Source organism: Pseudomonas spelaei, assembly GCF_009724245.1.
Classification (GTDB): Bacteria; Pseudomonadota; Gammaproteobacteria; order Pseudomonadales; family Pseudomonadaceae; genus Aquipseudomonas; species Aquipseudomonas spelaei.
The window spans coordinates 14993-38472 of record NZ_WNNK01000033.1; the positions used below are offsets into that span (position 1 = coordinate 14993).

Sequence of the window (23480 nt, forward strand, 5' to 3'; positions counted from 1 at the left end):
CACATGGAATGGCTGACCAATCCGGAAATCTGGATTGCCTTCTTCACCCTGACGGCCCTCGAGATCGTCCTGGGCATCGATAACATCATCATGATTTCGATCCTGGTCAGCCGCATGCCCAAGCATATGCAGGCGCGTACCCGGATTTTCGGCCTGGCCCTGGCCATGATCACGCGAATCCTGTTGCTGCTGTCGATTACCTGGGTCATGCAATTGACCGCCGATCTGTTCGTGGTCTTTGGCCAGGGCATTTCCGGTCGCGACATGATTCTGTTCTTCGGTGGCCTGTTCCTGCTGTGGAAAAGCTCCCAGGAGATGTATCACGCCCTGGAAGGTGAAGACGAAACCCAAGACGAGCCGAAAGGCGCCGGTGGCAAATTCATCTACACCATCATCCAGATCGCGATCATCGACATCGTGTTCTCCCTGGACTCGGTCATCACCGCCGTCGGCATGGTGTCCCACGTTCCGGTGATGGTGGCCGCAATCGTCGTCGCCGTACTGGTGATGATGCTGGCTGCGGGCACCATCAGCGAATTCATCGACAAACACCCGTCGCTGAAGATGCTGGCGCTGTCGTTCCTGCTGGTGGTGGGTACCGTGCTGATCGCTGAAGCCTTCGACGTGCACGTGCCAAAAGGCTACGTCTACTTCGCCATGGCTTTCTCCCTGGCGGTGGAAGCGGTGAACATCAAGATGCGCACCGCCATCGCGAAAAAGAAGAAACAGCAGGACCCTGTGAAACTGCGCAAGGACATTCCGGGCCAATAAGCTTGACCCGCTGCTGAAAGGGGCTCTCGAGCCTAATGCCGTTCAGTTAAGGAATGGAGATCCAGCAACCGAAGCAGATTCAGTGTGGGAGCTGGCTTGCCTGCGATGCAGACACCTCGATACTTCAGGTATACCGAGTTGATCCAATCGCAGGCAAGCCAGCTCCCACATTTGTTCTTCTCTGCCTTGAGCATTGCGTTCACTTAACTGACCAGCATTAGGCTCTCGAGCCCCTTTTTTTCATCTGCAAAAAGCTGATTTCATGACAGTTTTGTTTCAATCCCGTCTTTAGCTATGCGATGCTGGCGCAGAGCCCATTCGCCAACTACAGCTTAAGTACAAGACGTAGAACAGCACGCGGCACTATTACTTGCCCCGATGGGGCACGACTCAATACAGGGGGCCGAGCATGCTGACCCTGCTCAATCTGCTTTCCGCCGTGACTCTGTTGATCTGGGGCACGCACATTGTCCGGACCGGCATCCTGCGGGTTTACGGCTCCAACTTGCGCCAAGTCATCGGGCAGAACATGTCCAAGCGCTGGCTGGCGTTTATCGCCGGCATCCTCGTGACGGCCATGGTGCAAAGCAGCAACGCCACGGCGATGCTGGTGACCTCCTTTGTCGGCCAGGGCCTGATGGGGCTGATGCCCGCCCTGGCAACCATGCTGGGTGCCGACGTCGGAACCGCGCTGATGGCCCGGGTGCTGACGTTAGACTTATCCTGGCTGTCGCCGCTGCTGATTTTTCTTGGGGTGATTTTCTTCCTGTCGCGCAAACAGACCCGCGCCGGGCAGATGGGGCGCGTCGGTATTGGCCTGGGCCTGATCATCCTCGCGCTGCAATTGATCGTCGAAGCCGCCGGCCCCATTACCCATGCACAGGGCGTCAAAGTCCTGTTCGCCTCACTGACCGGCGATATCTTGCTCGACGCCTTGATCGGCGCGCTGTTCGCAATGATTTCCTACTCCAGCCTGGCCGCTGTCCTGCTGACCGCCACCCTGGCCGGCGCCGGTGTGATCGGCCTGCACGTGGCCATCGGCCTGGTGATCGGTGCCAACATCGGCAGCGGTGTACTGGCCTTTCTCAGCACCAGCATGCAGAACGCCGCCGGTCGCCAGGTGGCCCTGGGCAGCTTGCTGTACAAGCTGATCGGCTTACTGCTGATCATCCCGGTCCTCGATCCGCTGGTGAAGTGGATGGACAGCCTCGACTACAGCCCCCAAGGCATGGTGATCTCCTTCCACCTGCTCTATAACGTCACCCGCTGCCTGATCCTGTTGCCCACTATCGGCCCGATGGCCCGCCTGTGCGCCTGGCTACTGCCGGAGCGTGAAGAGGTCAACGGCCTGGCCAAGCCGCGTCATCTGGATCTAACAGCACTGGCCACCCCGAGCCTGGCGCTGGCCAATGCGGCCCGCGAAACCCTGCGCCTGGGGGACCTGATCGACAACATGCTCACCGCAATGCTGGAGGTGCTACGGGGCAAACAGACCGCCATCACCCAGGAAATACGCAGCTTGAGCGACGACGTCGAGGCGCTCTACAGCGCCATCAAACTTTACCTCGCACAAATGCCTCGCGAAGACCTCAGCGAGCAAGATAGCCGCCGCTGGGCCGAGATCATCGAACTGTCGATCAACCTGAAACTGGCCGGCGACCTGATCGAACGCATGCTGCGCAAGGTCCAGCAGCAAAAGACTTCCCAACGCCGCTCTTTCTCCGAAGTCGGCCTGGAAGAACTGGCCGGCCTGCAAAGCCAACTGATCGCCAACTTGCGCCTGGGCCTCTCGGTGTTCCTCAGTGCCGACCCGGAAAGTGCCCGGCAACTGCTGCGGGAAAAACGCCGCTTCCGCGCCCAGGAGCGGCGCCTGGCCCATGCCCACGTCAGCCGTTTGCAGCGCAAGATTGTACAAAGCCTGGAGACCAGTTCCCTGCACCTGGAGCTGATTGCCGACATGAAACGTCTGAACTCGCTGTTTTGCAGCAGCGCCTATGTGGTGCTGGAAACCTCCGAAACCGGAGCGCTGGGCGCAGACAATATTGCCGACATCACACATTCGCCCTGAACGTCCGGCAGACACAGAAGTCAGTTATAGCTGACGGGAGAAACACACTCTCTGCCAGGGAACCTGCTTATGCGTCGCCTGCTACTCGCCTGCCTGCTGATGGGCTCGGCACACTCTTTTGCCTTTGATCGCCTGCAGGTCGAAGGCTATACGCTGCCCAACGGCCTGCAACTGCTACTCAAACCGGGCACCGAGCGCGGGCATGTTGCCATTCGCCTGGCGGTGGGGGTGGGCCTGGATGACTTCGGTTGCCAGGACAAGGAACTGCCGCACCTGCTGGAACACCTGTTGTTCAGCGGCATCGACGGTGGCGGCGAAGGCGCCCTGGAAGAGCGAATGCAAGCCTTGGGTGGAGAATGGAACGCCTACACCAGCAATGCCGACACCACCTTCGTCATCGAAGCCCCCGCACAGAACCAGCGCAAGGTGCTGGACCTGCTGCTGGCAATCCTGACCCGCACCGAGTTGACCGATGCGGCAGTCACCGCCGCCAAGCAAGTCGTAGAGCGCGAAGACGGCGGCCACTATTCACACTTGCAACGCCTGCTGGATCGTCAGGACCTGGGCCACAGCGCCAGCAACCAGTTGGCAGTGGAACTGGGCCTCAAATGTGCCGAGCGTGCCGACGTTGACCACCTGACCCGCACCCAACTGGAAAAGCTGCGCCAGGATTGGTACGCCCCCAACAACATGACCCTGATCATGGTTGGCGACCTCGACAAACTGCTCCCGGCCTATCTGGAGCGCACCTATGGCCAGCTTGATCCGGTTGACCCCACCGAGCATCGGCCCCTCCCGGAAATCCAACACGCGGCCGCCACACGTCGCGATCTGATTCACGGCTGGGTCGGTGACGGTGCCAAGCTGCACTGGCTGTTCCCCGAGCCGGTACTGGATGACCAGCACGATGAAACCTACGACCTGCTCAAGGACTACCTGGATTGGGCGCTGTATCGTCAGCTACGGCTCGAACACAGTTTGTCCTACGGCCCCTGGAGCGAGCGGGAGGTGCTGGGCGGTGTCGGTTTCCTGAGCCTCAATGCCGACCTTGATCGGGAAAACCTGCCCGAGGCCGAACAGGTACTGCAAACGCTCAGGGCTCAATTGCTCAAAGACGGCCTCGACCCGGCCACGTTCGCCCGCCTGCAACAGGCCGCTATCGCTCGCCAGGCTTGGGCGGTGCAAGGCAACAGTGCGCTGGCCGACTATTACTGGAGCGCCTCGGGCGACTACGTCGACGGGCACTTCAGCGATCCGGTCAAGCGCATCAAGGCCGTTAGCCTTGAGCAAACCAACCAGGCCATGCGCCAAGTCTTCAAGCAGCCCGGCTACTGGCGCATCGAGAAACCCTTGTTCACTTACGACGCCCTGAGCTGGATCGCAGGCGGCATGCTAGTGCTGATTACGCTTGTGTTACTCGGCATCCGCCGTTATCGCAAAGGGATTGCGTAATGAGGCCCCGATAAAACGGCTAAGACGTTATTCTGTCTGGGATTTTTTCCTACAAAGACTGTGAACCGCCGAATGCCGACCCTGACCCATTACATCCAGCGCATCCTGGAACTGATAAAGCGCTACCCAGGGGTGATTGCGCTCGGCGGTTTTATCTCGGGTGTGGGCAGCTTCATTCTGGTGGATCGCCAGCAGGGCATGGCCAGTTGGATTGCAATCATCATGCTGGTGAGCTGGTTATGGCTGATGCTGGAGAACAGCTTCACCCAGCTGTTCAGCAAAGTCTTCAAGCGGGAAATCCCCGAGCCGTTGCTGCGTTACGCCACGCAGATGATTCACCAGGAAAGCCTGTTTTTTGTCCTGCCGTTCTTCTTCGTCACCACCGCCTGGAACAGCGGCCAATCGGTTTTCACAGGCCTGTTGGGGGCGGCGGCGCTGGTCTCGATCACCGACCCGCTGTATTACAAATGGCTGGCGCCCAAGCGCTCACTGTTTCTGGCCCTGCACACGTTGACTCTGTTTGCGGCCCTGCTCACTGCGTTGCCGATCATCCTGCACCTGACCACCGCCCAAAGTTACAAGTTGGCGCTCGGGGTGGCGATGGCGTTGTCGATTCCGAGCCTGGCCGTGAGCTTGCCCCTGCGTAGCGTACGCGGTTGGGTGATGTTGCTGGCCGTGACCGCCGCGATCGGTTGCGCCGGCTGGTTCCTGCGCAGTTGGGTCCCGCCCGCGACCCTGTGGATGACCGAAGTGGCCATCAGCACCCAATTGCAGGACCGTACCCCTGGTGACGATCTAAAAGAAGTCAGCGCCAGCCAACTGCGCAGCAGCGGCCTGTATGCGTACACCGCGATCAATGCGCCGCGCGGCCTGGATGAGCGGATCTACCACGTCTGGAAATTCAACGGCACGGAGGTTGACCGCATTGCCTTGGATATCCACGGTGGGCGCAAGGAAGGCTATCGAGCCTGGACCCACAAGCAAAACTTCCCACCCGACGCAGTAGGGCGCTGGCAAGTACAGGTGCTGACCGAAGATGGGCAAGTGATCGGCGTGCTGCGCTTCAAGGTGACTGACGCGACGACGACAGACGCGCCAAAGTAGTCTGGATCGTGCTATTACGTAGGAACTGTGTAGTTGCCAAACAAGCTCGGAGCTTATGACTAGCAGCACAACCGCCGGTAACGCCCATTTGGACACCTCCGCCCACCCTGCGCAGCTCAGGGTTACGGGGGATTGGACCCTGGCCCACTACAGCAACCTGAAGAAACTGTCCGAAACCCTCGATGGCCAATATGACGCCAGCACTCACATCGACCTGAACGGCTTGGGTGCCTTGGACACTGCTGGCGCTTCGCTGCTGGTGGAATTGCTCGGCCCCGAGCGCCTCGAGCAATCGGCCGAACACACCGACTGCAGCCTTTCCATCGCTGATCGGGCGCTACTCAAAACCGTCTACCGCTCCTTGAACGATTTCTGCGTACCCATCAAAGAGCCTGAAGAAGCCGCCGGCATTCAAGTGCTGGCACGCATCGGCCGGGCGGTGGATACCGTCTGGCAAGACGCAATGAAACTGCTGGGTTTTATCGGCCTGATCCTGGAAACCTTCGCCCGCGGCGTATTCCGGCCCAAACGCTGGCGCCTGACGCCGATGGTTGCCCATATCGAACAAACCGGCCTCGACGCCGCGCCCATTGTTGCCTTGCTGACCTTTCTGGTGGGCGCCGTGGTGGCATTTCTCGGGGCCACGGTGCTGGCCAGTTTCGGCGCGAGCATTTTCACCGTGGACCTGGTGGCGTTCTCGTTCCTGCGGGAGTTCGGGGTATTGCTCACCGCGATCCTGATGGCCGGCCGTACCGCCAGTGCCTTCACCGCACAAATCGGCTCGATGAAGGCCAACGAAGAAATCGACGCTATCCGCACCCTGGGCCTGGACCCAATGGAACTGCTGGTGCTGCCCAGAGTACTGGCGCTGCTGGTGGCGCTGCCGATGCTGACGTTCCTGGCCATGCTCTCGGGGATTATCGGTGGTGGCGTGGTCTGCGCCGTGGCCCTGGATATTTCACCGGCGATGTTCCTCTCGCTGCTGCAATCGGACATTGGCGTTCAACACTTCCTGGTGGGCATGGTCAAGGCGCCGATCTTTGCCTTTCTGATTGCCGCCATTGGTTGCCTGGAAGGCTTCAAGGTCAGCGGCAGTGCCGAGTCGGTGGGTGCTCATACCACCTCCAGCGTGGTGCAGTCGATTTTCGTGGTGATCGTGCTCGATGCGGTCGCGGCTTTATTCTTCATGGAGATGGGCTGGTGAGTCGCGCAACCCGTGTGCCTGCCGAGGCGGTGATCGAAGTCCGTGGCCTGTGCAACCGTTTCGGTGCCCAGAGCGTCCACGAGAACCTCGACCTGGATTTATACAAGGGTGAGATCCTGGCCGTGGTCGGCGGGTCCGGCAGCGGCAAGTCGGTGCTGTTGCGCAGCATCATCGGCCTGCGCCGGCCCAGCGAAGGCGAGGTGCGGGTGTTTGGGCAAAACCTGCCCAGTCTTTCGGAGCACGAGCGGTCGTTGGTGGAACGGCGCTTCGGCGTGCTGTTCCAGAAGGGCGCATTGTTTTCCTCGCTGACAGTCACCGAAAACGTCGCCTTGCCACTGATCGAACATGCCGGCCTCAGCCGTCCCGACGCCGAGCACCTGGCGGCAGTGAAGCTGGCCTTGGCCGGCTTGCCACTCTCGGCCGCCGACAAGTACCCGGCCTCACTCTCCGGCGGGATGATCAAGCGCGCAGCACTGGCGCGAGCACTGGCGCTGGACCCGGACATCCTGTTTCTCGATGAACCGACCGCCGGGTTGGACCCGATTGGCGCAGCGCAATTTGACCAATTGATCCTGACCCTGCGCGATGCGTTGGGCCTGAGTGTGTTCCTGGTCACCCATGACCTCGACACGCTGTACACCATCACCGACCGAGTGGCGGTGCTGGCGCAGAAAAAAGTGCTGGTGGCAGGTCCCATCGATGTCGTCTCGGAAACGGACGACGCCTGGATTCACGAGTACTTCCATGGCCCACGCGGCCGCGCGGCATTGGATGCCGCTAAACAGCTCAACGAGGTATGACATGGAAACCCGAGCCCATCATGTGATGATCGGCCTGTTCAGCGTGCTGGTGGTGGTCGGCGCGATGCTGTTCGGCCTGTGGCTGGCCAAGTCCAGCGTCGACAGCGCCTTCCAGGATTACGAAGTGATCTTCAACGAGGCGGTCAGCGGCCTGTCCCAGGGCAGCTCGGTGCAGTACAGCGGGATCAAGGTCGGTGATGTCACCAGCCTGCGCCTGGACCCCAAGGACCCGCGTCGGGTACTGGCACGCATCCGCCTGACCGGGCAAACACCGATCAAGGAAGACACCCAGGCCAAGTTGGCACTGACCGGTATCACCGGTACCTCGATCATCCAGCTCAGCGGCGGCACGCCACAAAGCCCGGAACTCAAGGGCAAGGATGGCGAGCTGCCGCAAATCATCGCCTCGCCATCGCCAATTGCGCGCCTGTTGAATAACAGCAACGACCTGATGACCAGCATCAACCTGCTGTTGCACAACGCCAACCGCATGTTCTCCCGGGACAACGTCGACCGGCTCAGCAAGACCCTGGACAACCTGCAACAAACCACCGGGGCGATTGCCGATCAGCGCGGCGACATCAAGGTTGTCATGCAGCAACTGATGCAGGTCAGCAAGCAGGCCAGTGCCACGCTGGAGCAGACCACCGCCCTGATGCGTAACGCCAACGGCCTGCTCAGCGAGCAGGGCAAGCAAGTGTTCGGCAGCGCCGAACAGGCCATGCAGTCCCTGGAACAAAGCACCGCGACCATCAATGCCTTGCTGACCGACAACAAGGACTCCCTGAACAGCGGCATGCAGGGCCTCAACGAACTGGCCCCGGCCGTGCGCGAACTGCGCGATACCCTGGGTTCGCTGCGGGCCATTTCCCGGCGCCTGGAGGCTAACCCCAGCGGTTATCTGCTGGGCAGCGACAAGAACAAGGAGTTCACGCCATGAAGCGTGCTTACCGCGTCATCGCCCCTGTCGCCCTGGCCTTGGTCAGCGCCTGCTCGATCTTGCCCAAGGCCGACCCATCGGACGTCTACCGCTTGCCTTCGGCCCAGGTCACCGCCCATGGCTCGCCCGTGTCCTGGTCGTTGCGCCTGGCCAAGCCGCAGAGCAGCGAATTCCTCGACAGCCCACGCATTGCCGTGGTGCCTCAGGGCGACTTGATCAGCAGCTATGCCCATTCACGCTGGAGCGATCCGGCGCCGGTGCTGTTGCGTAATCGTCTGCTGGACGGGTTCCAGCGGGATGGGCGAGTGACGCTGCTCAGTACCGACGAGACTAACTTGCAGGCCGACTTTGAGCTGGGCGGGCAGTTGCAGGCCTTCCAGAGTGAGTACCGGGGTGGGGCGGTCGAGGTGGTGATTCGTTTCGATGCACGACTGGTGCGGGTCGGTGATCAGCGGATTATTGCCAGCCGGCGGTTTGAAGTGCGCCAGCCCGTGAGTGATACCAAAGTCCCGGCGGTGGTTGTGGGATTTGGTCAGGCTGGGGATGCACTGAACAAACAGGTGGTGGATTGGGTGGTGGGGCAGGGCAATACAGCGCCGAAACGCTGAGGGCCCTTTCGCGAGCAAGCCCGCTCCCACATTTTGATTTGTGAACACATTCAAATGTGGGAGCTGGCTTGCCTGCGATAGCAATTTAAGCCTTAACCGAAGAACCAATAGCAGACGGCAATAGCCGCCACGACACCGGCAAACTCCGCCAACAACGCACACCCAACCGCGTGCCGCGCCCGCTGAATGCCCACCGACCCAAAGTACACCGCCAACACATAGAACGTGGTCTCGGTACTGCCCTGAATCGTAGCCGCCACCAACGCCGGGAAGCTATCCACGCCCTGGGTCTGCATGGTCTCAATCAGCATCGCCCGCGCCGCACTGCCCGAGAACGGCTTGACCATTGCCGTCGGCAACGCATCGACGAAGCGAGTGTCCATGCCGGTCCAGGCCACCACATGGCGAATCCCTTCCAGGCCAAAGTCCAGCGCGCCGGAAGCCCGCAACACACCCACCGCACAGAGCATCGCCACCAGATAAGGCAGCAGGTTCTTTGCAACGTCGAAACCTTCTTTGGCACCTTCGACGAACGCTTCGTAGACCTTCACCTTGCGCAGCGCACCGATCACCAGAAACAACATGATCAGGCCAAACAGCGTCAGGTTACCGAGGATCGATGACAAGCCAGCCAGGGCCGTGGCCGACAGCGTCGCCAGCAACGCCATGAAACCACCCAGCACCAATGCACCCGGAATCAAATAGGCCAGCACCACCGGATCCCACAGCCGCAGACGCTGCATGACGGCCACCGATAACAGGCCCACCAGGGTCGAGGCGCTGGTGGCCAGCAGGATCGGCAGGAATACCAGCGTCGGATCAGCCGCGCCTTGCTGGGCGCGATACATGAAGATGGTCACCGGCAGCAAGGTCAGTGAGGACGCGTTAAGCACCAGGAACAGGATTTGTGCATTGCTGGCGGTGTTGGGAATGGGGTTGAGCTCTTGCAGCGCCTTCATGGCTTTGAGGCCGATAGGCGTGGCGGCGTTGTCCAGGCCCAGGCCGTTGGCGGCAAAGTTCAGGGTGATCAAGCCGATGGCCGGGTGGCCGGCAGGTACTTCCGGCATCAGGCGACGAAACAACGGACCCAGGGCCTTGGCCAGCCAGTCGACGATCCCGGCTTTCTCGGCGATACGCAGAAAGCCCAGCCATAAAGTCAGGGTGCCAAACAACAGCACCATCACTTCCACCGACAACTTGGCCATGGCGAAAATGCTTTCCACCATCGCCGCAAAGATCCCGGCGTTACCGCCAATCAGCCATTGCGCCAGTGCTGACACCATTGCCACGACAAAGAAGCCAAGCCACAGGCCATTGAGCATCAGTTAAATCCCCCGAAAGATGGGGCGAATGATAGCGGGGCTGGCAGAAACGACAAACCCCGGATTTCCCGGGGTTTGTTCAGGTCACGCAGGCATCGCGTTATCAGCCGCGAGTGGTCTCGCCGGCTGGCAGCACTTGCTTGGTGCGCCAGTGTGGCAGGGAGTTCCAGTAGCGCTCGCCCTTGGCATCATCGTACATGCCTTCCCAGCGCGAGATGACCAGCACCGCCAGGGCGTTGCCGATCACGTTCAGGGCGGTACGAGCCATGTCCATGATGCGGTCGACACCGGCGATGAAGGCCAGGCCTTCCAGCGGAATGCCCACGCTGCCCAAGGTCGCCAGCAGCACCACGAAGGACACACCCGGAACGCCGGCGATGCCTTTGGAGGTAACCATCAGGGTCAGCACCAGCATCAGTTGCTGGCCAATCGACAGATCGATGCCATACAACTGCGCGATAAAGATCGCAGCGATGCTCTGATACAGGGTCGAACCGTCAAGGTTGAACGAGTAGCCGGTAGGCACCACGAAGCTACAGATAGCCTTCGGCGCGCCGTAGGCTTCCATCTTCTCGATCACGCGCGGCAACACGGTTTCGGAGCTGGCAGTGGAGTAGGCCAGAACCAGCTCATCCTTGAAGATGCGCATCAGCTTGATGATCGAGAAGCCAAACAGGCGAGCGATCAAGCCCAGAACCGCAAAGGCGAAGAACAGGATGGCGACGTAAACCAGAATCACCAACTTGGCCAGCGGCAGCAAGGAGGCGAAGCCGAAGTTGGCGACGGTCACCGCGATCAGCGCGAATACACCAATCGGGGCGTACTTCATGATCATGTGGGTGACTTTGAACATGCTCTCGGACACGCCCTGGAACATTGTGACCAGAGGCTCGCGCAGTTCGGGCTTGAGGCTCGACAAGCCAAGTCCGAACAGCACGGAGAAGAAGATAATCGGCAGCATGTCGCCACGAGCGACGGCGGCAAAGATGTTCGACGGGATCAGGTTGAGGATGGTCTCGATGAACGCATGTTCATGCTGAACCTCGGCGGCGGTCGCCTGGTACTTGGAAATATCGACGGTACCCAAGGTACTCATGTCGATACCGGCACCGGGGTGGAACAGGTTGGCCAACAACAAACCGACCACGATGGCGATAGTGGTGACGACTTCGAAGTAAAGGATGGTTTTTACACCGATCCGACCGAGCTTTTTCGCATCACCGACACCCGCGATTCCGACAATCAGCGACGAAATCACGATCGGGATAACAATCATCTTGATCAGGCGGATAAAGATATCGCCGGCGGGCTGCAAGACGTTGCTGATCCACCAGGCCTTTTCAGCACTGAAATGGTTAAGCACCGCACCGATTGCAATCCCCAGCACCAGACCGATGAGGATCTGCCAGGCGAGGCTTAGCTTTGCCTTCTTCATGTCATTACCCTTACTTCAAGTGGACTCAGGCAGATGCGCCAGCTGGAACGCTCGAGAGCGAAAAAGTGTGTGCATCGGCCCCCGTAGAAGGTCACCGCAAGTCAACCGACATGGCTCACTGGCAGGCGAAAAAAGGCGCAACTATTCCGATGCAAGGGGGCGACGTCTAATGCCGTAAACGCCTACCCTATGCCGAATCGGCATGAGGTTTTTTGAAGTTTTTTGTCCGAACGGTCAGTTCAAATACGACATTTCGGCAGTCATATGTGCCGTGAACCAGCCATTTCAGGCTCGCTCAGGGTTTTTGGGAAATTTATACCGGGCGATAAAAACTCGTGAAAATTCCTATGCATACCATCAGAAAAGTCCTCTGGCGGAAGGCAAACTTTCTCGATAGATGGTCGCGCGGAAACACGAAGAAATGGTTGGAATGAAGCTAAATGGAAATTTTCAGCTACGGGCAGCATGAGAGCGAAAAGCCCGCCGCAAGTTCAACACACCGTCTGGCCTGAGAACTTGCGTCGCAGCTTTTCTCCTGACCCGGCCCTTGCGCAGGCACTCGCTGTGCCCGTAGGTCACGCCGATCGAACCTGATCAGAGCAACCCGGCCCCCTGGTCATGCACCGCCTTTATAGAGCGGTACAAACAGAAAGAAGCGGTGGGCTTCCTTCTATGTATGCCAGGCCCGTCAGACGGAACCTAATACCAATTCGGATCTTTCTTCAGCTGCTCTTTAAGCAACCCTTGCATACCTTCATTCGGCTTACCAAGGAAACGGTATTCGGCATGCCGCGTCGGGGATTTATCTGCCGGCAGGCCAGCTGGCACTTCCACTAACATCCCGTAGGCGTGCTTCTTGTCGAAACTGACCGCAACAATCAGGCGCTTGTTCAAACAGGTCTGCTCGGTTTCACAGAGCGGTCCTACCAAATACTGATTGCCGTCTTCGGTCACGGCATTCATTTGCTCGGCAGAACCCGAGAGGTTCATCACCCACTCAGGCAGACGCTCCTCCTTCTTGACCACACCTTGCCAGGTTTCGCGGTATTGCGGGTCTGCACTCAGCAGTTCGTTAGCCCTGGACTGACCGTCATTGGCCGCCACGACCAGGCCGCTGCCGCCCAATAACAGAGCGGCAGCTATCGCCTTAAAGGACGAATTGAACATATTCAGCCTCGACCACGACGACCAAAGAAGAAGGAAGCGATGAACATCACCAGGAAGACCACAAATAGAATCTTGGCGATACCCGTGGCGGTGCCCGCGATACCACCGAAGCCCAGGACTGCAGCCACAATGGCGATGATCAGAAATGTGATTGCCCAACTCAACATGGTGATTCTCCTTTCGCTTCTTTAGAGGTAACAGCGGTACAGCCTTACAGGCTGCTCAACTCGAGCAACCGCTTCGTGCCTAGAACACCCAACGCTCTTGATAAGGCAGGTCATCCAAGGGCGAGCCTTGATCAACCGCCATCAGTTGCGGGGCTGTGACGTCGGCGGCGGCGCTGCCAACAGAACGGAAATGGGTCTGAGTCGTCATCGGCCGCTCGAACTGCGGAACAGGCTGCTGACTCTGCTTCCAATGCGGTAACTGCTGACCACCGATCAAGGTCACCATCAATGCCAGGCTGGCAAACAGGCCTTGCTGAAAGTGCAGCGGCGATACATGCAATTGGCTGAGGCTTTGGCGAGTCATCCTGAATCTCTCCGCATTCTGATTATTCGTCTCGGCTCGTAGGCTGTTTCAGTGCCCAGCGACGCTTGTAGAGAGACTATTGCAGTCCGCGTGCCAGTTTTTTAATGAGATAAAAATCAACAAAATCATAGTGTTATGATCTATCCGATTTTCATCTTGCGAGCATCCTGCACGATGCCCCTTTCCATACCGTGCGAAATGCACGATGGTCAGTGGTCGGATCAAAGGATAGGAAACGGTGCCTGGAATGCCGAAAGGGCACAGGGATGCTTGAACGCTCTCAATCGGCTCCCTACAAGGAGCAATCGCAGATAGCGGAGCAGTGGGGCATTTAATCAATCAGAATAAACCATGCAACTTGCCCGATTATTCCGGGACTAAACAAGATCATTCATTTTTTAGGGGAGCGTGGGACAGATGGAATCAGCCAAGGAGCTTCAAGGCCGCATTCTTTTAGTGGATGACGAGTCTGCGATCCTTCGCACCTTCCGCTACTGCCTGGAAGATGAAGGCTACACCGTAGCGACAGCCAACAGCGCCGCCCAGGCCGATGCCTTGCTGCAACGCCAAGTGTTCGACTTGTGCTTCCTGGACCTGCGTCTGGGAGAAGACAACGGTCTGGATGTGTTGGCACAAATGCGCATCCAGGCGCCCTGGATGCGTGTGGTGATTGTTACCGCCCATTCGGCCGTCGACACAGCCGTCGACGCCATTCAAGCGGGCGCTGCCGATTATCTGGTCAAGCCTTGCAGCCCGGACCAGTTGCGCCTGGCCACCGCCAAACAGCTGGAAGTACGCCAGCTTTCGGCCCGCCTGGAAGCACTGGAAGGTGAAGTGCGCCAACCCAAGGACGGCCTCGACTCCCACAGCCCCGCAATGATGGTGGTGCTGGAGACCGCGCGCCAGGTGGCCGGTACCGACGCTAATATCCTGATCCTCGGCGAGTCCGGCACCGGTAAGGGTGAACTGGCCCGGGCCATCCATGGCTGGAGCAAACGGTCGAAGAAATCCTGCGTCACCATCAACTGCCCGTCCCTGACGGCGGAGCTGATGGAAAGCGAACTCTTCGGTCACAGCCGCGGTGCCTTTACCGGTGCCAGTGAAAGCACACTGGGCCGGGTTAACCAGGCCGATGGCGGTACGCTGTTTCTCGATGAGATCGGCGACTTTCCCCTCACGCTGCAGCCAAAACTGCTGCGGTTTATCCAGGACAAGGAGTACGAGCGAGTCGGTGACCCGGTCACTCGCCGCGCCGACGTGCGAATCCTGGCAGCCACTAACCTGAACCTGGAAGACATGGTCCGTGACGGACGTTTCCGCGAAGACTTGCTGTATCGCTTGAACGTCATCACCTTGCACTTGCCTCCTTTGCGCGAGCGCAGCGAAGACATCCTCACGCTTGCCGACCGATTCCTTGCGCGCTTCGTCAAGGAATATGCCCGGCCGGCCCGCGGCTTCAGCGATGAGGCCCGGGAAGCGCTGCTCAGCTACCGCTGGCCGGGCAATATCCGCGAGTTGCGTAACGTAGTGGAGCGAGCCAGCATCATCTGCGCTCAAGAGAGGGTTGAGCTCAGCCATCTCGGAATGGCCGAGCAGCCAACCAACAACGCACCCCGCATCGGTGCGGCATTGAGCCTGGACGAACTGGAGAAAGCCCATATCGGCGCAGTCCTGGCCACCAGCGATACCCTTGACCAAGCGGCCAGAACCCTCGGCATTGACGCGTCGACGCTGTACCGCAAACGCAAACAATACAACCTGTGAGCTACACCCTATGAAGCTTGCGATGAAACTGCGCACTCGGCTGTTTTTGAGTATTTCAGCGCTGATCACAGTTGCCCTGCTGGGATTGTTGCTGGGCTTGGTGAGCGTCATGCAAATGGCCAAGGCCCAGGAATCGCTGATCCGCAGCAACTTCATCACCCTGGACCTGGGGCTCAAACTGCGTCAGACCTTGGGCGATCAATTGATCATGATGCTAAACGAGCATCCGGATCAGGCGGCGCTGCAAGCTTCAAAACAGCAATATTTCGACCTGCTGGACCAAGGGATCGCCCACGAGCAGAGTGACGGGAAGAGCGGCGGGTTCACCCAGGCGCGCACTGATTACCTGAACTTCCTGAAGGCATTCGACGAGGCCCATCAAGCCTCACCGGCGCTGGGCAACAACGACAAGCTCACCGACACCTTCAACGTATTGCGCAACGGCCTGATCGCCGAGCACAAGGATGCTCTGGAAAACATCAACGACACCGAGCACAAGTCACGGGAACGCGCCCTGCTGATTGCCGGCCTGCTGGGGCTGGTCGGCATCGCGGTGCTGATCATTGGCTTTGTCACGGCCCACGGTATTGCCCGGCGCTTTGGCGGGCCAATCGAAGCACTGGCCAAGGCGGCCGATAAAATCGGCCAGGGCAACTTTGAGGTGACGCTGCCTATTTCCTCCGCCGCAGAGATGAACCTGCTGACCCGCCGCTTCGGCATCATGGCCGAAGCCTTGCGCCAGCATCAGGCAACCAATGTCGATGAGCTGCTCGCAGGGCAGCAACGCCTGCAGGCGGTACTCGACAGCATCGATGATGGCTTGCTGATGATCGACCGCCAGGGGCGGCTGGAACACCTTAACCCAGTAGCCCAACGCCAGTTGGGCTGGGACGAACATCGCCTGGGCCAAGGCTTGGGCGAGGCGCTGGATCGCCCTGAGCTGGATGAACAGCTGCATCTGGTTCTGCGCGGCGGCAATCTGGAGCGGGCGCCCGAGGACCTGGAAGTGGAAGTCGAAGGCGAATTGCGCCTGCTGACCTACAGCCTGACGCCAGTCAGCCATACCCAAGGGCATATCCTAGGGGCGGTGATGGTGCTGCACGACGTCACCGAACAACGCGCCTTCGAGCGGGTGCGCAGCGAATTTGTATTGCGCGCCTCCCACGAGCTACGTACACCAGTCACCGGCATGCACATGGCGTTCGGCCTGTTCCAGGAGCGGGCAAAGTTTCCTCCGGAGTCTCGCGAAGCCGACCTGTTGAGCACGGTCAATGAAGAAATGCAGCGCCTGATGCAACTGATCAACGACTTGCTCAACTTCTCGCGCTACCAGAACGGCTTGCAGAAGCTCACCCTGGCACCCTGCGATATTACCGACCTGCTTGAGCAGGCCCGAGCGCGTTTCGCCGAACAGGCGAATGCGCAAAACATCGAACTGCTGGTGGAGGTGCAATCCCAGGTGCCGAGACTGCATGCGGATCAGGCGCAGCTGGAGCGCGTCCTCGACAATCTGTTGGGCAATGCCCTGCGTCATACCGTCGACGGTGGACAAATCCATCTGCAAGCACGTCGTCACGGGGAACGGGTGATCGTCAGCGTTGAGGACAACGGCGAAGGCATCGCCTATGGCCAACAGGGACGAATCTTCGAACCCTTCGTCCAGGTGGGCCGCAAGAAAGGCGGCGCCGGACTGGGTCTGGCGCTGTGCAAAGAGATCGTGCAATTGCACGGCGGGCGCATGGGGGTCTATTCGCGGCCAGGGCAGGGAACACAGTTTTATATGGCCCTGCCGCTATAGGCTTTTTGCTAAGACTGATTCAACGCCCGCAAGATCGCTGCGCTCTCGGCATCAGGCGTCCCGTCGAACAGCGATGCCCGGAAGTGCATCTGGAACGCGGCCAGCACATGGCGCGTCGCCACGTCTAGCTGACCTGTCTGCGGCGTCGGGTAACCCAAGCGCGCCAACTCCTCCTGGAACCAGGTAATGCTGGGTAGCTGGTTCACGTATTGCGCCTTATAGCGCGCGACTGCCTGGGCGTCCGGCCAGATACCAAGCCCCTCATCAGCCAGGCGCTTCCAGGGGAACATCGGTCCCGGGTCCAGTTTGCGCAGCGGAGCGATGTCGCTGTGGCCAATGATGTTTCGCGGGTCGATCTTGTTACGCTTGCTGATGTCCTTGAGCAAAACCACCAGCGACTGAACCTGCGCTTCAGAATAGGGGTACCAGACACGACCCGTCGGCGTATCACGATATCCAGGGTTAACGATCTCGATCCCGATGGAACTGGAGTTGAGCCAGGTGCGCCCCATCCATTCACTTTCCCCGGCATGCCAGGCGCGCTGACTTTCATCCACCAGCTTATAGATGGTGGCGGACGCATTATCACCGATCAGGTAATGACTGCTGACCTGACCATGGGTCAACAATGCCAGTGATCGCTCAAGGGAAGCGGAGGTGTAGTGCACGATGACAAACTGCACGCGGTTGTCGTGGTTTACCGATGGGTGGCTGGTATCCAGGCGAGGGCCACTCGCGCAACCGGCGAGCATCAGAAACAGAAGAGCAGAACATAGAAATTTCATGGCAGAAGACAGTACGCTTAAAGACGATAATGCAACAGTGTAACGTACCGTTTGCTACCCAGCCTCCAAATGCAGGCGTTTAAACAAAATGGAACATTTTTCAGGCAGCCTGCACCTGATTGCGCCCTGCTGACTTGGCCCGATACAGCGCCTCGTCGGCGCGCTTGAGGGCCAGCTCACTGCGCTCCCCCGGCTGAAACTGCGCCATGCCCATGGACACGGTGATCGTCACCGGCTCGCCCTTGAAGTGAAACGGACAGGCTTCGATAGCCGCGCGCAGGGTCTCACCCAACGCCAACGCGTCGTCCAGGGCTGACTCCGGCATCAGCAAGACAAACTCTTCACCACCAAAACGCGCGATAAAATCCGTCGATCGCAGACGCTTGCGTAATACGTTGGCGATGATTTTCAGCACCTTGTCGCCGGCCAAATGACCGTAGCCGTCATTGATTCGCTTGAAGTGATCCAGGTCGAGCATGGCCAGCGACAGGCTATTACCACGCTGATGCCAGGCATTGACCTCATGTTCCAGACGCTCGCTCCAGGCTGCACGATTGGGCAATCCTGTGAGCGGATCAATCAAGGCTTTCTGGCGCTGCACCTCAAGATGCTCGCGGTAACCCTGGGCTTCCTGTTCCATGTTGGCGACCCTTTCCGCCAGCCCTTGCAAACGTGCGGCGGCTTCCTGTTCGCGCTGATCACGTTGCTGCTGATGCTGATCCATGGTGCCCAACAAGCCTTCAAGGTGGCTTTCCAGTACATGCTTGAGGCTTTCCAGGTCGGCAGCGTCTTGAACACTGCTTTGCAAGCCGTCTACCTGCTCGCGGATTTGCGTATCCAGCTCCCGCGCTGCCGAGCGACTGTCCGCGTGGCCATCGCTGGCCGCCTGCAAATTGCTCTGGAACGCCTCAAGTCGGCCATTGAGCTGCTTGAGGTACGCCTCGAACTCGTGTTGGCCGCTGTCGGTAATCGCCAGCATCAACACGGCCAGATCGTCGAGGATTGGCAGCAACTCGTACCAGTTCAGCCCATGGGTCAGCCGCTCGCGCATGGCCTCTGCCTGGGGCCGGTGGCGCTCGGGCAAGGACAAGTCTTCCAGCAGGCCGAGCAGGGTGTCTTCGATGTGCTTGGCCACCGAACTGTAGGAAGGCTCGGGAGAGTCCGGCAAGGCGTATTGCAATGCTTCAGGGTCAAGGTCTTCCGACTCGTCAACCAAGACCGGCGGCAAGGACAGGCTACCGATGGTCGTGAGCTCCGGTGTGTAGACCTGAACCGCAGGCGCCGAGACCATGACGGCCAGAGCACTTTCGGGTACCGGTTCATCCGTCTCGGTGATGGCTTGTTCGGGCTCTCGGGACGCGAGGGTTTCTGGCGGCGCTTCGATAACTGGCGCAGGAGGCGCGATGCTTACCGGTGGGGGAAACACGAATGCTTCATCAGCGACCTCAGCGGCCTCTATTACCGCAGGGCGCTCAACCTCAGGCGCAGGCGCTTTGGTGGGAGTGGGTGCAGGTGCAGCCTCTGACAACGGAGCAAAAGCCCGTAGCGCTTGCGTCAGTTCCACCGACTGCACGGGTGCTTCTGGCACAGTCACAGGCTTCGTCGTCTTGCTCACCGCAGCAGCAGGCGCCTCCACTGGACGACGCGACGGAGCTGCTGGCTCAGCTTCCAGCGCTTCGGTCCCATCTTTTGCGCCAAACAAGCGCTGTAACAAGCCTGGGCGACTGGGCTCCCCATCCGGCTCCAATCTATTCAATGCCTGCCCTTGAAGGCCGCTCAACTCGCTGAGCAGCAACGGGATCTCCCGCGCCTGGCCCACCCGGCTGTCCAACTGCTTGGCAAAAGTCTTCAGCGGGCGACTGACCTCACGAGGCAACGGCAACGCCTGTAACTGCGTCACCAGCGCTGTCAGCGCAGTGCTGATCTGATCAACCCGGGTTTCCCGACGCTGCTCGGAGTCCAACACGGCCTTTTCCAAGCGCGGCAACAAAGCGGCCAAGGCAGCGTCCATGTCGTCCGAGCGGACAACATCGCGCATTTCCTTCATGCATTGATCAACCGCCCGGTCGGTCCCTTCAGCCGCCAAGGTGCTGCGTACCAGCCCCCGGCGCAGCAGGTCGAGGCGGGCCGCCCAGCGACGTTCGAGCTTGTCTTGTTGCTCGACGCTTAACAGGTATTTTTCTTTCCATCGCTGGGCGTCGTCGCTCATGCAAGGGATCCGCGAGGGCCGGGGCTCAACGCGGGTAATGCATCAGCCGTGAGCGAACCCGGTAGACGAATCTCCACCGCGACCGGCAGGTGATCGGAGATGGGCTGCGCCAGTACCTGCACGCTTTCGAGCGTCAGGGTCGGGCTTAGCAGGATATGGTCGAGACAGCGTTGCGGACGCCAACTGGGAAACGTGGCCTCGACTTGCGGAGCCAGCAACCCAAGGTCGCGCAACGGGGAATTCTGCAGCAGGTCGCTGGCATGGGTGTTCATGTCACCCATCAGCACCTGGTGTTTGTAACCACCAATCAACTCTCGGATGTAGGCCAGTTGCATAGTGCGGGTTCGAGCCCCCAGCGCCAAGTGCATCATCACCACCACCAGCGCCTCGGGGCCTTCACCGAAACGTACGAGAATCGCCCCTCGGCCCTTGGGGCCCGGCAACGGGTGATCCTCGATCGCCCATGGCTTCAAGCGGCTGAGCACACCATTGCTGTGCTGCGCCAGGCGGCCGAGGTTGCGATTGAGTTGTTGATACCAGTAGGGAAAGGCGCCCAACTGGGCCAGGTGTTCGACCTGGTTGACGTAGCCGGAACGCAAGCTGCCACCATCGACTTCCTGCAAGGCTACCAGGTCGAAGTCACCCAATAGATCGCCAATTTTCTGCAGATTACCGGCACGCCCGTTGTGGGGCAGCAAATGCTGCCAGCCACGGGTCAGGTAATGCCGGTACTTCTCGGTACTGATCCCCACCTGGATATTGAAGCTCAGCAGGCGCAACCGGCTGTCTGCCGGCAGACCCGTGGATTCCAGATGGTGCTCGTTGACCTGCGGGTCATGCAGGCCAACCACACGTTCAGTACCCCAGCGGCGCATGACGGGCCCCTTACTTGGCTGCGCGCTCTTTGGCGATCAGTTGGTCGGCAACGTTCAGCGTCTGCTCTGGACCACCGGTGGTGCCCAGGTCAAAGCGGTACTTGCCGTTGACGATCATGGTTGGAACGCCTTGCACGCCGTATTTCTGGGCGAGCTCCTTGGCCTGTTTGATCTGGCCCTGAATGGCGAAGGAGTTGTACGTCGCCAGGAACTTGTCTTTATCAACACCTTGGGTGGCGACGAAATCAGCCATTTCATCCGGTTTGGTCAGGCGCTTGCCTTCTTTCTGAATGGCATTGAATACCGCGTTGTGGACCTTTTGCTCCACACCCATGGCTTCCAGGGTCAGGAACAACTGGCCATGGGCGTCCCAAGGGCCACCAAACATGGCTGGAATGCGTTTGAAATTCACGTCCGATGGCAGCTTTTCAGCCCAAGGGTTGATGGTCGGTTCAAACGCGTAGCAATGCGGGCAGCCATACCAGAACAGCTCCACGACTTCGATCTTGCCCGGCACGGAAACCGGTACAGGATTGGCCAATTCAACGTAGGTTTTACCGGCTTCAAGCGGCACGTCGGCAGCTTGTGCGGTCATGCCGAAGAGGCTGACGGTGACGAGAGCGGCGCTGAGGATCAGATTACGCATGCTTTACTCCTGGACAAATAAAGTCGCCTCGCGCGACCTTTATTCAGACAGGTCTACGCGGGCATGAGTTCGTTAGTGTAACGGCAGCGGCCACAAAAAAGGGCGGCCAAGGCCACCCTTTTTATGCTTGCATCGACAGATTAATCGAGCGTTAACGTTGCAAGCGATGTGATCCCCTGCAACGCCCGGCCTTAGTGCAGGCCCTGAATGTACTGGGACACCGCTTCGATGTCCTTGTTACTCAGTTTACCCGCGATGCTCTGCATGATTTTGGTATCGCCGTCGTTGGTGCGGTTACCTTCGCGGAAGTCGGTCAACTGCTTGCCGATGTACTGGGCATGCTGGCCACTCAAGTGCGGGAAGCCTGCTGCGGCAAGGCCAGCGCCATTAGGCGAGTGGCAGCCGATGCACGAAGGCATGCCTTTTTCCAGGTTACCGCCGCGAAACAACTCTTCGCCGTGGGCCACCAATTTTGGATCTGCTGCGCCCACACTGCCTTTCTGGCTGGCGTAATACGCCGCAATATCTGCCAGATCCTGATCGCTGAGGTTGGTCAGCAAGCCGGTCATTTCCAGGACCGTACGCTTGCCGTCCTTGATGTCGTGCATCTGCTTGGTCAGGTAACGCTCACCCTGGCCCGCCAGTTTGGGAAAGTTTGGCGCCGGGCTGTTGCCATCCGGTCCATGGCAAGCACCACATACGGCGGCTTTCGCCTGGCCAGCAGTGGCGTCGCCTGCAGCATGGGCAACACCGGTGATGCCCAAGGTCAACAGCAGACTCACGATCAGTTTGTTCATCAGCTAATCCAACTACGGCTAAGGGTTATAGAGTTATGGACCGGGTTTACTCACCATCAACTGAATGATGGCCTGGTAATCCTCGGTACTGCAGTCCATGCATAAACCACGCGGCGGCATCGCCTTGAAACCCTGGGTCACGTGTTGCACCAACGTATCCATGCCTTGGGCCAGTCTCGGTGCCCAAGCTGCCTGGTCACCCCGTTTGGGGGCGGTTGGCAGTTGTCCGGCATGGCAGGCCACGCAAACGCGGTTGTACACAGCTTCCGGATCCTGTGTAGCCTGAGCGCTGTAAAGCGGCATCAGGACACCGACAGCTAGTAGCCACTTGGTCATGCAACAACCTTTTCAGGGTTTGAGAGCGTTTTGCGTTCTAATGCGCAATAAAGGTCTATCGCTCCCGTGAACTTCATCCTTCGCTGGGACAAAGCACACACAAAATCTGCGGCATTATATACTGGCGCTACTGAAACGGAAACGACACCGCTTGCCGCACCTATTCCCGGCACCGCCCACATCGGAAATCTCATGCAACTCAAGAACCCCATCCTCGGTCTGTGCCAACAGTCCACCTTCATGCTCAGCGCCGCCAAAGTCGACCAATGCCCCGATGACGAAGGCTTTGAAGTCGCCTTCGCCGGGCGTTCCAACGCCGGCAAATCCAGCGCGCTGAACACCCTGACCCATGCCAGCCTGGCACGCACCTCGAAAACGCCGGGGCGCACACAGCTGCTCAACTTCTTCAAGCTAGACGATGATCGGCGTCTGGTCGACCTGCCGGGCTACGGTTATGCAAAAGTACCCATCCCGCTGAAGCTGCACTGGCAGCGTCACCTGGAAGCCTATCTGGGTGGCCGGGAGAGTTTGAAGGGTTTGATTCTGATGATGGACATCCGTCATCCAATGACCGACTTCGACCTGCTGATGCTCGACTGGGCCGTTGCCAGCGGCATGCCGATGCACATTCTGCTGACCAAGGCCGACAAGCTGACCTACGGCGCAGCGAAAAATACCTTGCTCAAGGTACAGGCTGAAATTCGTAAAGGCTGGGGTGACGCGATCACCATCCAATTGTTCTCGGCGCCAAAACGCATGGGCCTGGAAGAGGCCTACACCGTGCTGGCAGGCTGGATGGAGCTGGCGGACAAGGGCGGCGAAGTGGCGGAGTAAAACCTGGGGGCAAAAAAAACCCCGGACTTCGTAT

At 59.3% G+C, this 23480-nt stretch carries 22 protein-coding genes; 11 read left to right on the top strand and 11 right to left on the bottom strand.

Annotated features, from left to right (window positions below):
• Nucleotides 1-3 precede the first annotated feature (3 nt).
• The 8 genes from GNF76_RS26350 to GNF76_RS26385 all read left to right on the top strand — a co-directional run bounded on the left by GNF76_RS26350 (nt 4) and on the right by GNF76_RS26385 (nt 8947).
• Nucleotides 4-771 (top strand): TerC family protein, encoded by a 768-nt coding sequence (locus tag GNF76_RS26350; RefSeq protein ID WP_155585993.1) that lies wholly within the window; start codon nt 4-6, stop codon nt 769-771.
• Between the two features lie 409 nt (nt 772-1180).
• Entirely contained in the window at nt 1181-2839 is a 1659-nt protein-coding gene (locus GNF76_RS26355; RefSeq protein ID WP_155585994.1) for a Na/Pi cotransporter family protein, read from the top strand.
• 69 nt (nt 2840-2908) lie between these two features.
• The gene (locus tag GNF76_RS26360) at nt 2909-4291 is read left to right on the top strand and encodes a M16 family metallopeptidase (protein WP_155585995.1); all 1383 of its coding nucleotides are present in this window, start codon (nt 2909-2911) and stop codon (nt 4289-4291) included.
• A gap of 72 nt (nt 4292-4363) precedes the next feature.
• Complete coding sequence (locus GNF76_RS26365) at nt 4364-5395, top strand: DUF5924 family protein (protein ID WP_155585996.1); 1032 nt, start codon at nt 4364-4366, stop codon at nt 5393-5395.
• Nucleotides 5396-5450: 55 nt separating this feature from the next.
• Nucleotides 5451-6599 (top strand): ABC transporter permease, encoded by a 1149-nt coding sequence (locus GNF76_RS26370; RefSeq protein WP_155585997.1) that lies wholly within the window; start codon nt 5451-5453, stop codon nt 6597-6599.
• The gene (locus GNF76_RS26375; protein ID WP_178123600.1) at nt 6596-7399 is read left to right on the top strand and encodes an ABC transporter ATP-binding protein; all 804 of its coding nucleotides are present in this window, start codon (nt 6596-6598) and stop codon (nt 7397-7399) included. The genes GNF76_RS26370 and GNF76_RS26375 overlap by 4 nt, the downstream gene beginning before the upstream one ends.
• A gap of 1 nt (nt 7400) precedes the next feature.
• On the top strand, nt 7401-8339 hold the full coding sequence (locus GNF76_RS26380) for an MlaD family protein (protein WP_155585998.1): 939 nt from the start codon (nt 7401-7403) through the stop codon (nt 8337-8339).
• Nucleotides 8336-8947, top strand: coding sequence for an ABC-type transport auxiliary lipoprotein family protein (locus tag GNF76_RS26385; protein ID WP_155585999.1), 612 nt, complete (start codon nt 8336-8338; stop codon nt 8945-8947). The genes GNF76_RS26380 and GNF76_RS26385 overlap by 4 nt, the downstream gene beginning before the upstream one ends.
• Nucleotides 8948-9039: 92 nt before the next feature.
• Here GNF76_RS26385 and GNF76_RS26390 read toward each other — a convergent pair whose 3' ends face one another.
• The 5 genes from GNF76_RS26390 to GNF76_RS26410 form a co-directional block, all read right to left on the bottom strand.
• Nucleotides 9040-10269 (bottom strand): nucleoside recognition domain-containing protein, encoded by a 1230-nt coding sequence (locus GNF76_RS26390; protein ID WP_155586000.1) that lies wholly within the window; start codon nt 10267-10269, stop codon nt 9040-9042.
• A 103-nt stretch (nt 10270-10372) separates the two neighbouring features.
• Nucleotides 10373-11704, bottom strand: a complete 1332-nt coding sequence (gene gltP, locus GNF76_RS26395; protein WP_155586001.1) for a glutamate/aspartate:proton symporter GltP — start codon at nt 11702-11704, stop codon at nt 10373-10375.
• A 699-nt stretch (nt 11705-12403) separates the two neighbouring features.
• Nucleotides 12404-12871 (bottom strand): inhibitor of vertebrate lysozyme family protein, encoded by a 468-nt coding sequence (locus tag GNF76_RS26400; RefSeq protein WP_155586002.1) that lies wholly within the window; start codon nt 12869-12871, stop codon nt 12404-12406.
• A gap of 2 nt (nt 12872-12873) precedes the next feature.
• Nucleotides 12874-13038, bottom strand: a complete 165-nt coding sequence (locus GNF76_RS26405; protein WP_003170804.1) for a DUF1328 domain-containing protein — start codon at nt 13036-13038, stop codon at nt 12874-12876.
• Nucleotides 13039-13117: 79 nt separating this feature from the next.
• Nucleotides 13118-13402 (bottom strand): hypothetical protein, encoded by a 285-nt coding sequence (locus GNF76_RS26410; RefSeq protein ID WP_155586003.1) that lies wholly within the window; start codon nt 13400-13402, stop codon nt 13118-13120.
• A 417-nt stretch (nt 13403-13819) separates the two neighbouring features.
• Between GNF76_RS26410 and algB the strand changes: the two genes are divergently transcribed.
• Both algB and GNF76_RS26420 read left to right on the top strand, forming a co-directional pair.
• Nucleotides 13820-15166, top strand: a complete 1347-nt coding sequence (gene algB, locus GNF76_RS26415) for a sigma-54-dependent response regulator transcription factor AlgB (protein ID WP_155586004.1) — start codon at nt 13820-13822, stop codon at nt 15164-15166.
• 10 nt (nt 15167-15176) lie between these two features.
• Complete coding sequence (locus GNF76_RS26420; RefSeq protein WP_155586005.1) at nt 15177-16964, top strand: KinB sensor domain-containing domain; 1788 nt, start codon at nt 15177-15179, stop codon at nt 16962-16964.
• A gap of 8 nt (nt 16965-16972) precedes the next feature.
• Here GNF76_RS26420 and GNF76_RS26425 read toward each other — a convergent pair whose 3' ends face one another.
• The 6 genes from GNF76_RS26425 to GNF76_RS26450 form a co-directional block, all read right to left on the bottom strand.
• Entirely contained in the window at nt 16973-17749 is a 777-nt protein-coding gene (locus tag GNF76_RS26425; RefSeq protein ID WP_155586006.1) for an N-acetylmuramoyl-L-alanine amidase, read from the bottom strand.
• A 100-nt stretch (nt 17750-17849) separates the two neighbouring features.
• The gene (locus GNF76_RS26430) at nt 17850-19958 is read right to left on the bottom strand and encodes a GGDEF domain-containing protein (RefSeq protein WP_155586007.1); all 2109 of its coding nucleotides are present in this window, start codon (nt 19956-19958) and stop codon (nt 17850-17852) included.
• Nucleotides 19955-20833 carry an endonuclease/exonuclease/phosphatase family protein gene (locus GNF76_RS26435; RefSeq protein WP_155586008.1) on the bottom strand — a complete coding sequence of 293 codons (879 nt, stop codon included), beginning with the start codon at nt 20831-20833 and terminating at the stop codon, nt 19955-19957. The genes GNF76_RS26430 and GNF76_RS26435 overlap by 4 nt, the downstream gene beginning before the upstream one ends.
• Before the next feature lie 10 nt (nt 20834-20843).
• A complete protein-coding gene (gene dsbA / locus GNF76_RS26440; RefSeq protein WP_155586009.1) occupies nt 20844-21479 on the bottom strand; it encodes a thiol:disulfide interchange protein DsbA in 636 nt (211 codons plus the stop codon).
• Between the two features lie 191 nt (nt 21480-21670).
• Nucleotides 21671-22276 (bottom strand): c-type cytochrome, encoded by a 606-nt coding sequence (locus GNF76_RS26445; RefSeq protein WP_155586010.1) that lies wholly within the window; start codon nt 22274-22276, stop codon nt 21671-21673.
• A 33-nt stretch (nt 22277-22309) separates the two neighbouring features.
• A complete protein-coding gene (locus GNF76_RS26450) occupies nt 22310-22612 on the bottom strand; it encodes a c-type cytochrome (RefSeq protein ID WP_155586011.1) in 303 nt (100 codons plus the stop codon).
• Nucleotides 22613-22804: 192 nt separating this feature from the next.
• Here GNF76_RS26450 and yihA point away from each other — a divergent pair, with 192 nt between their 5' ends.
• Entirely contained in the window at nt 22805-23446 is a 642-nt protein-coding gene (gene yihA, locus GNF76_RS26455; protein WP_155586012.1) for a ribosome biogenesis GTP-binding protein YihA/YsxC, read from the top strand.
• The last annotated feature ends 34 nt before the right edge of the window (nt 23447-23480 follow it).